The organism is Lysinibacillus sp. NPDC096212, from assembly GCF_044763105.1.
Lineage (GTDB): Bacteria > Bacillota > Bacilli > Bacillales_A > Planococcaceae > Lysinibacillus.
The window spans coordinates 1-7,008 of record NZ_JBIWFQ010000058.1 but is presented as its reverse complement, the minus strand read 5'-3'; the positions used below and the strand labels follow the sequence as shown (position 1 = coordinate 7,008).

Below are 7,008 nucleotides of genomic sequence, written 5' to 3'. Positions count from 1 at the left end.
TTTTTAAAATTTCATAATTGCCAGGATAAATAAATCTTATGCACATGCGGAAGTAGTTCAGTGGTAGAACACCACCTTGCCAAGGTGGGGGTCGCGAGTTCGAACCTCGTCTTCCGCTCCAAATGTGCCGGGGTGGCGGAACTGGCAGACGCACAGGACTTAAAATCCTGCGGTAGGTGACTACCGTGCCGGTTCGATTCCGGCCCTCGGCACCATTTTTTATTTTAATCATTAGCGCCCGTAGCTCAATTGGATAGAGCGTCTGACTACGGATCAGAAGGTTATGGGTTCGACTCCTGTCGGGCGCGCCAAATTAATATTTATCGGAATGTAGCTCAGCTTGGTAGAGCACTTGGTTTGGGACCAAGGGGTCGTAGGTTCGAATCCTGTCATTCCGACCATTTTATGGGGCCTTAGCTCAGCTGGGAGAGCGCCTGCCTTGCACGCAGGAGGTCAGCGGTTCGATCCCGCTAGGCTCCACCATAAAAGATAACCAGTATAAAGATCCTGGCGGCGTAGCTCAGCTGGCTAGAGCGTACGGTTCATACCCGTAAGGTCGGGGGTTCGATCCCCTCTGCCGCCATCTTAAAGGACCTTTAGCTCAGTTGGTTAGAGCAGACGGCTCATAACCGTCCGGTCGCAGGTTCGAGTCCTGCAAGGTCCACCATTTATATAATTACGGAGGTATACCCAAGTCTGGCTGAAGGGATCGGTCTTGAAAACCGACAGGCGGGTAACACCGCGCGGGGGTTCGAATCCCTCTACCTCCTCCAGTTTATATTTAAATGGTGCTTGAAAAACTCGAAAAGAAGATATTATTAACGCGGGGTGGAGCAGTGGTAGCTCGTCGGGCTCATAACCCGAAGGTCGTTGGTTCAAATCCGGCCCCCGCAACCAAAATGGTCCCGTGGTGTAGCGGTTAACATGCCTGCCTGTCACGCAGGAGATCGCCGGTTCGATCCCGGTCGGGACCGCCATTTTTTTAAAAAATATGGGTCAGTAGCTCAGTTGGTAGAGCATTAGATTGAAGCTCTAAGTGTCGGCGGTTCGATTCCGTCCTGACCCACCATATTTGCGGGTGTAGTTTAATGGTAAAACCTCAGCCTTCCAAGCTGATGTCGTGAGTTCGATTCTCATCACCCGCTCCAAGGGCCTATAGCTCAGCTGGTTAGAGCGCACGCCTGATAAGCGTGAGGTCGATGGTTCGAGTCCATTTAGGCCCACCATTTTTCCGAAGTAGCTCAGTTGGTAGTAGCACCTGACTGTTAATCAGGTTGTCGCAGGTTCGAGTCCTGCCTTCGGAGCCATTTTTTTGTGGGGAAGTACTCAAGAGGCTGAAGAGGCGCCCCTGCTAAGGGTGTAGGTCGGGTAACCGGCGCGAGGGTTCAAATCCCTCCTTCTCCGCCATTGGCCCGTTGGTCAAGTGGTTAAGACACCGCCCTTTCACGGCGGTAACACGGGTTCGAATCCCGTACGGGTCATACTGAAATGCAGTAGATGTAATTTACATCTACTGCATTTTTTTGTATAAAAATAGTTTTTAAGATTCTAAGGTTAATGAAGATCACAATATGCTTACGTAGAAGATCAGTAATTATAAGACAAAACGTCTACCAGAAATGAGTAGACGTTTTGCTATTTATGCTCTAAAAAGCATCCTTTCAAGTGAGCTACGTGCTTCTTCAGCAGTGTGAGCATCTACTCGAATACGATTATGTGGCTGCCCTTTTTCTATACTTTCTAATGACCAAAGTAGATGGGGAAGATCAATTCGATTCATTGTAAGACAAGGACAGAAATTCTTATTTAAAGAGATAATCTGCTTATCAGGGTGCTGCTGGATTATCCGATTCACAAGATTCATTTCAGTACCGATTGCCCATGCAGAACCACTCGGTGCTTTATTAATCGTATCGATAATGTATTTTGTAGAACCTGCATCATCTGCAGCAGCAACAACTTCACGATTACATTCTGGATGAACAATGATACGCATAGTTGGATGAACTTGACGTATAAGCTCCGTATGCTGAACTGTAAAACCTTCGTGGACGGAGCAGTGTCCCTTCCATAAGATGACTTGAATGTTTTCTGGAGACTGATCTGTCTCAAGCTTATTTGTATGAGGATTCCAAACGGCCATATTTTCAAGCGGTATTCCTAAATCATACGCAGTATTTCTTCCTAAATGTTGATCTGGTAAAAAGAAAATACGTGGTTTTTGCGTAAATGCCCATTTAACCATTTCTTTTGCATTGGACGATGTTACGCAGGCTCCACCATGACGCCCAGTAAATGCTTTAATGGCAGCAGTAGAATTGACATATGTTAGAGGGATAATGGTATCGCCAAAGAGTTCCTGTAAAATCGGCCATGCTTGTTCTGTTTGATAAATGTCTGCCATGTCTGCCATTGAACAGCCTGCACGCATATCAGGTAAGTAAACATGCTGCTGTTCAGTTGTGAGCATATCAGCTGTTTCCGCCATAAAGTGTACGCCACAAAATACTATATGTTCAGCTTCCTTGTTAGCTGCTGATAATTGAGCAAGCTGCAAGGAATCTCCTGTTGTATCTGCAAATTGAATTACTTCATCTTTTTGATAATGATGCCCAGGGATGAAGAGCTTACTACCTAATTTCTTTTTTATGGCTATAATGCGAGATTCCATGTCATTTTTAGATAATACACGGTAATGCTCTGGTAGTAGTGATGTTTGTTGTAATAAACTAGTGATGGACAATGGAATTAGCTCCTTTCGTTTGTACAAGTGCACTAATGTCAAAGGCTTTTACTGAATGTGTTAGCGCTCCGAGTGAAATCCATTGAATACCTGTTTCAGCATAGGTATTTAAGTTATGAAGCGAAATGCCACCTGAAGCTTCTGTTGCAATATGTGGGGGAACTGCTGGGAGCCATTCACGTATTTCCTCAGGGCTACGATTATCAAACATAATGATATCTGCACCGGCTGCAATTGCTTCATCTAATTGAGCTTTTGTTTCGATTTCGACTTCGATTTTAATGGTGTGACCGATTTTCTCACGGGCTGCCTGTACGGCCTTAGTAATACTACCTGCAAAAGCAATATGATTATCCTTTAGCATGATCGCGTCGTATAAACCATTGCGATGGTTATAGGCGCCACCGATTCTAACAGCATATTTATCTAACATACGCATTCCAGGCATTGTTTTGCGTGTATCGCATATTTTCGCATTAGTACCTGCTGTTGCTCGTACCGCTAAATTTGTAGCCGTAGCAATAGCGGACATGCGCTGGATAAGATTCAAAATGACACGTTCACCCATTAATAATTTTTGAAGTGGTCCTTGGATAACAGCAAGAATATCACCAGCATTGACTTTTTCTCCATCTTTTTTATAAAGGATAATATCCATAGATCGATCAAGTAGAAGAAATCCATACTTTATAATGGGGGCTCCACAAAAAATGCCGCTTTCCTTCGCATAAAAAGAAAAAGATCCCTGCTGTTCTGGAGAAAATATAAATTCACTCGATAAATCCCCATCGCCTATATCCTCATTAAAAAATTGTTTTAGCAATTCCTCGAGTTTGATGATATTCATATAATGAATTCCTCACTTTCATCTGTCCTTGTTGAAAAATGATCCAACGGTTTGCCCAACGATGATCATCTTGTGGTCTGTCAATGCGAATATGTGCTCCGCGAGTTTCTTTTCGTGTAATGGCTGCGTGCGCCATTAATGTAGCTACAATATGCATCATGTAAAGTTCGAGTTCCTGTCGATTCAAGCCATCTAAATCAACATGAAGCAGTGTTTGCATTGGGGGCAATTGTTGTACGAATTGTTCCATATCAATAGGATTTCGCACAATGCCTAACGTGTGCATCATCATTTGTTGTAATTGATCTTTTGTCAATAATGATGGCATTGTTTGTTGGTGATGTTTGTCATTAATTAAGAAACTATTTTGCTTACAACCTGTTTGAATAATGTATTGGGCTGTTCTTTGTCCAAACGTAATGCCTTCTAAAAGAGAGTTACTAGCTAAACGATTGGCACCATGCACCCCAGTACAAGCAACTTCTCCTATTGCATATAGATTAGGAATAGATGTTCTTCCCATGGCATCAGCAACAACACCACCCATTAAGAAATGGCTACCTGGTGCTACAGGAATTAATCCATCTTGTAAATTAACATGATTGTCATAGCAAAGCTGAGCAATTGTAGGGAATTTTTCTTCAAAGTTTTCGATACTTGAAATATCAATAAAGGTTTCTTGCTCAACAGCACGTTTATTAAATAATGCATGTGCAGTTATATGGCGTGGTGCTAAGTCCAACTGTTCATGTATGCCTTTCATTATGGGACGACGCTGTGCATCGACAAACTTTCCTCCGGCGCCACGTACAGCTTCAGAGACTAATCCTTTGGCCTGCCCTCCACACCAAAGTAAGCTCGGATGAAATTGCATAAATTCCATATCACTGATGGCAGCTCCAGCACAATATGCTAAAGCGATACCATCTCCAGTATTCGTAGCAAAGTTAGACGTACAAGAATATAGAGCACCCGCACCTCCTGTCGCAAGAATGACGTGGTGGGCAAGGTAGCGCTTCATTCCCTTTGCTCCTTTTGTCAGAACGCCAACACAATCTCCATCTGTATTCAATAAAAGCTCGTAAGCCATTTCATAGCAATTCACAACGATATTAGATGTAAGTTGTTTGAGCAAATAATCTATCATTACTTGGCCAGTACGATCACCACCTGCATGTAAAATACGGTGATGACTATGTGCCCCCTCTAAGCCTAGAGCCGGGGACCCATCAACTTGTCGATCAACTGAGAAGCCCTCATTTAATAAATCACGTATAATTTCTGTGCCGTTTTCTATTAGTACTTCAACATTCCTTTTTTCATGATGATATTCACCAGCAATCAACGTATCAGCAATGTGAAACTTTGGATGATCTTCTTGACTTGTAACGGCAGCAATACCGCCTTGAGCACGATAAGAACTACTCATTTTAATTGAACATTTTGTAACTATCTGAACTTGAAAATGTCCTTCGAGTAGTCGAGCAGTTTGAAGTGCAGCAACGCCGCTTCCAATAATAAGTACATCTGTCATTACATCCATACATATACCTTCTTTACAGTTGTCTTGACACATATCTTTACATAAAATAAAAGAGAAAACAAGACCTGATGAACTAGAAGGGAAGAATATGATGATATATTTGGATTACGCTGCAACCTCTCCAATGACTCCAAAAGCTCTTACAGCATATTGTGAGGTAGCAAAGCAGTATTATGGGAATAGTGCAAGCTTACATGATCTAGGAGGGCAAGCGAATTATTTTGTTGAGCAGGCAAGAGCTGTCGTAGCAAAATCTCTTGGAGTAAATAGTGACGGTGTCATTTTTACTGGAAGCGGAACTGAGGGCAATTTAATATCGATTTTGTCATTAGCTTTAGCGTCAAATAAAGGGAAGCACATTATTTCATCACAAGCGGAACACACTTCTGTACATGCGGCTTTAAATACACTTGAAAAAATGGGTTTTGTAGTCACAAAGTTACCTTTACAGCAGGATGGTTGTATTCATGTGGAGCAACTACGAGAAGCAATACAAGAAGATACGGCTTTAATCACTCTCCAACATGTAAATTCAGAGATAGGCTCTATTCAACCTATTGAAGAAATAGCCGAGATTGCAAAACAATTAAACGTTCTCTTGCATGTTGATTGTGTACAGTCCTACTGTAAACTTCCGTTAAAACAGCAAGTAGATGCTATTACAGTTTCAGCCCATAAAATAGGTGGGCCAAAAGGATGTGGGGCTATTTATATTAATCCTAAGCTCTGTGTTCCTGCATTAGCACCAGGTGTCACGCATGAGCATGGGCTAAGGGGAGGAACATTAGATACTCCAGCTATTGTCGCTTTTGCTACGGCGATTGAAGATTATCAATATGAGCGGAAGTATTATGAAGCATTACGTCAAAGCTTTAAGGAAAATTTACAAGAAACGTGTCAAATCATTGAGAGTAAGGAGCAATTGCCTAATATTTGTGGTGTATTAATGAAACGAGTAGAGGGGCAATACGTTTTGTTAAAATTAAATGAAGCGGGGATATGTATTTCCACAGGAAGTGCCTGCGATATTCATAGTGAGTCTGGTACGAAGGCGATTTTATCAATGGGCTATTCTATGGAAGCGGCACGTCAATTTTTTAGAGTATCTTTTGGTCCAGCAACAACATTTGAGGAAATTGATCGATTACAAATGGCTCTTTCTGTTATTTAACTTCTTTAGCAGATGTTTTTTGTAACGAAAGTGCAACGTCAGTCAAATGTTTTCTATAACGTGAGCGAAGCGTCAAAAATGTTCTTTCACCTGAGCAGTAAATTTAGGGATAATATGATTGAGGATAAAATGAAACCTGAAAATTATAATTAAATAATTTTGGAATGATAAATTAACAGGCATGTTGAGTGAATCTATAAATAGTTTTTCGTTTATATTTTGCTTGTTTAGTTGATTGTAACGAAGGGCTACTCTGATTGATCCTGTAGTAGATTAAAGATTCCTGCAAAAAGCGAAGTGTCTCGACAGTCAGAAAAGAGTAGCTCATATCGGAAAAAGTGTTTTTTAATGAATTAAAATAGATAAAAACACTTCTGATAAATTAATTGTTTTCTTTTAATTAAGCAATTGTTATAATAAATAGCAGAGTGATAATTTCTCTTACATAACAAAAATATCTTCGAAAAGTAATAATTTCTTTTCTTTTATAAAAAAGTGTTGCACAATGTGAGAAAACGTTATACAATAATTCTTGTCTTGAAGGACAGGTAATAAAAACTTCAAAACGAAATACATAAGGCTTTCAGAATACGAAGTATATTGAAAACTAATAGTCTAGTGATGATGGCAAAGAGGTCACACCCGTTCCCATACCGAACACGGAAGTTAAGCTCTTTAGCGCCGATGGTAGTTGGGGGCTTCCC

At 41.2% G+C, this 7,008-nt stretch carries 4 protein-coding genes, 16 tRNA genes and 1 rRNA gene; 18 read left to right on the top strand and 3 right to left on the bottom strand.

What is annotated here, in order from left to right:
- Nucleotides 1-46: 46 nt before the first annotated feature.
- The 16 genes from ACIQ7T_RS27815 (at nt 47) to ACIQ7T_RS27740 (ending at nt 1,481) form a co-directional block, all read left to right on the top strand.
- A tRNA-Gly gene (locus ACIQ7T_RS27815) sits at nt 47-121 on the top strand.
- Between the two features lie 5 nt (nt 122-126).
- Nucleotides 127-215: transfer RNA gene (locus ACIQ7T_RS27810), tRNA-Leu, on the top strand.
- 19 nt (nt 216-234) lie between these two features.
- Nucleotides 235-311: transfer RNA gene (locus ACIQ7T_RS27805), tRNA-Arg, on the top strand.
- A gap of 13 nt (nt 312-324) precedes the next feature.
- A tRNA-Pro gene (locus tag ACIQ7T_RS27800) sits at nt 325-401 on the top strand.
- A 6-nt stretch (nt 402-407) separates the two neighbouring features.
- A tRNA-Ala gene (locus ACIQ7T_RS27795) sits at nt 408-483 on the top strand.
- 26 nt (nt 484-509) lie between these two features.
- Nucleotides 510-583: transfer RNA gene (locus ACIQ7T_RS27790), tRNA-Met, on the top strand.
- 7 nt (nt 584-590) lie between these two features.
- Nucleotides 591-667 (top strand) — tRNA-Ile (locus ACIQ7T_RS27785).
- Nucleotides 668-680: 13 nt separating this feature from the next.
- A tRNA-Ser gene (locus tag ACIQ7T_RS27780) sits at nt 681-773 on the top strand.
- 49 nt (nt 774-822) lie between these two features.
- A tRNA-Met gene (locus ACIQ7T_RS27775) sits at nt 823-897 on the top strand.
- 4 nt (nt 898-901) lie between these two features.
- A tRNA-Asp gene (locus ACIQ7T_RS27770) sits at nt 902-977 on the top strand.
- A 16-nt stretch (nt 978-993) separates the two neighbouring features.
- Nucleotides 994-1,069, top strand: a tRNA-Phe gene (locus tag ACIQ7T_RS27765).
- A 5-nt stretch (nt 1,070-1,074) separates the two neighbouring features.
- A tRNA-Gly gene (locus ACIQ7T_RS27760) sits at nt 1,075-1,148 on the top strand.
- Nucleotide 1,149: 1 nt separating this feature from the next.
- A tRNA-Ile gene (locus tag ACIQ7T_RS27755) sits at nt 1,150-1,226 on the top strand.
- A 4-nt stretch (nt 1,227-1,230) separates the two neighbouring features.
- Nucleotides 1,231-1,307 (top strand) — tRNA-Asn (locus ACIQ7T_RS27750).
- Nucleotides 1,308-1,316: 9 nt separating this feature from the next.
- Nucleotides 1,317-1,407: transfer RNA gene (locus tag ACIQ7T_RS27745), tRNA-Ser, on the top strand.
- A 2-nt stretch (nt 1,408-1,409) separates the two neighbouring features.
- Nucleotides 1,410-1,481, top strand: a tRNA-Glu gene (locus ACIQ7T_RS27740).
- A gap of 158 nt (nt 1,482-1,639) precedes the next feature.
- On the opposite strand, the gene nadA is transcribed toward ACIQ7T_RS27740, so the two are convergent.
- The 3 genes from nadA to nadB are packed head-to-tail and all read right to left on the bottom strand — an operon-like array spanning nt 1,640 to nt 5,133.
- A complete protein-coding gene (nadA, locus tag ACIQ7T_RS27735; protein WP_402875284.1) occupies nt 1,640-2,743 on the bottom strand; it encodes a quinolinate synthase NadA in 1,104 nt (367 codons plus the stop codon).
- Complete coding sequence (nadC, locus tag ACIQ7T_RS27730; RefSeq protein WP_370083765.1) at nt 2,730-3,590, bottom strand: carboxylating nicotinate-nucleotide diphosphorylase; 861 nt, start codon at nt 3,588-3,590, stop codon at nt 2,730-2,732. The genes nadA and nadC overlap by 14 nt, the downstream gene beginning before the upstream one ends.
- A complete protein-coding gene (gene nadB, locus ACIQ7T_RS27725) occupies nt 3,547-5,133 on the bottom strand; it encodes an L-aspartate oxidase (protein WP_370083763.1) in 1,587 nt (528 codons plus the stop codon). Before nadB ends, nadC begins: the two co-directional genes overlap by 44 nt.
- 91 nt (nt 5,134-5,224) lie before the next feature.
- Between nadB and ACIQ7T_RS27720 the strand changes: the two genes are divergently transcribed.
- Together ACIQ7T_RS27720 and rrf are read left to right on the top strand one after the other, a co-directional pair.
- The gene (locus ACIQ7T_RS27720) at nt 5,225-6,304 is read left to right on the top strand and encodes a cysteine desulfurase family protein (protein ID WP_370083769.1); all 1,080 of its coding nucleotides are present in this window, start codon (nt 5,225-5,227) and stop codon (nt 6,302-6,304) included.
- A gap of 614 nt (nt 6,305-6,918) precedes the next feature.
- Nucleotides 6,919-7,008, top strand: a 5S ribosomal RNA gene (rrf, locus tag ACIQ7T_RS27715); the annotation flags it as partial.

What these genes read in the sequence shown, in the direction of transcription:
- nadC (WP_370083765.1), bottom strand. Translation starts at nt 3,590, where the DNA reads ATGAATATCATCAAACTCGAGGAATTGCTAAAACAATTTTTTAATGAG.
- nadB (WP_370083763.1), bottom strand. Translation starts at nt 5,133, where the DNA reads ATGGATGTAATGACAGATGTACTTATTATTGGAAGCGGCGTTGCTGCA.
- ACIQ7T_RS27720 (WP_370083769.1), top strand. Translation starts at nt 5,225, where the DNA reads ATGATATATTTGGATTACGCTGCAACCTCTCCAATGACTCCAAAAGCT.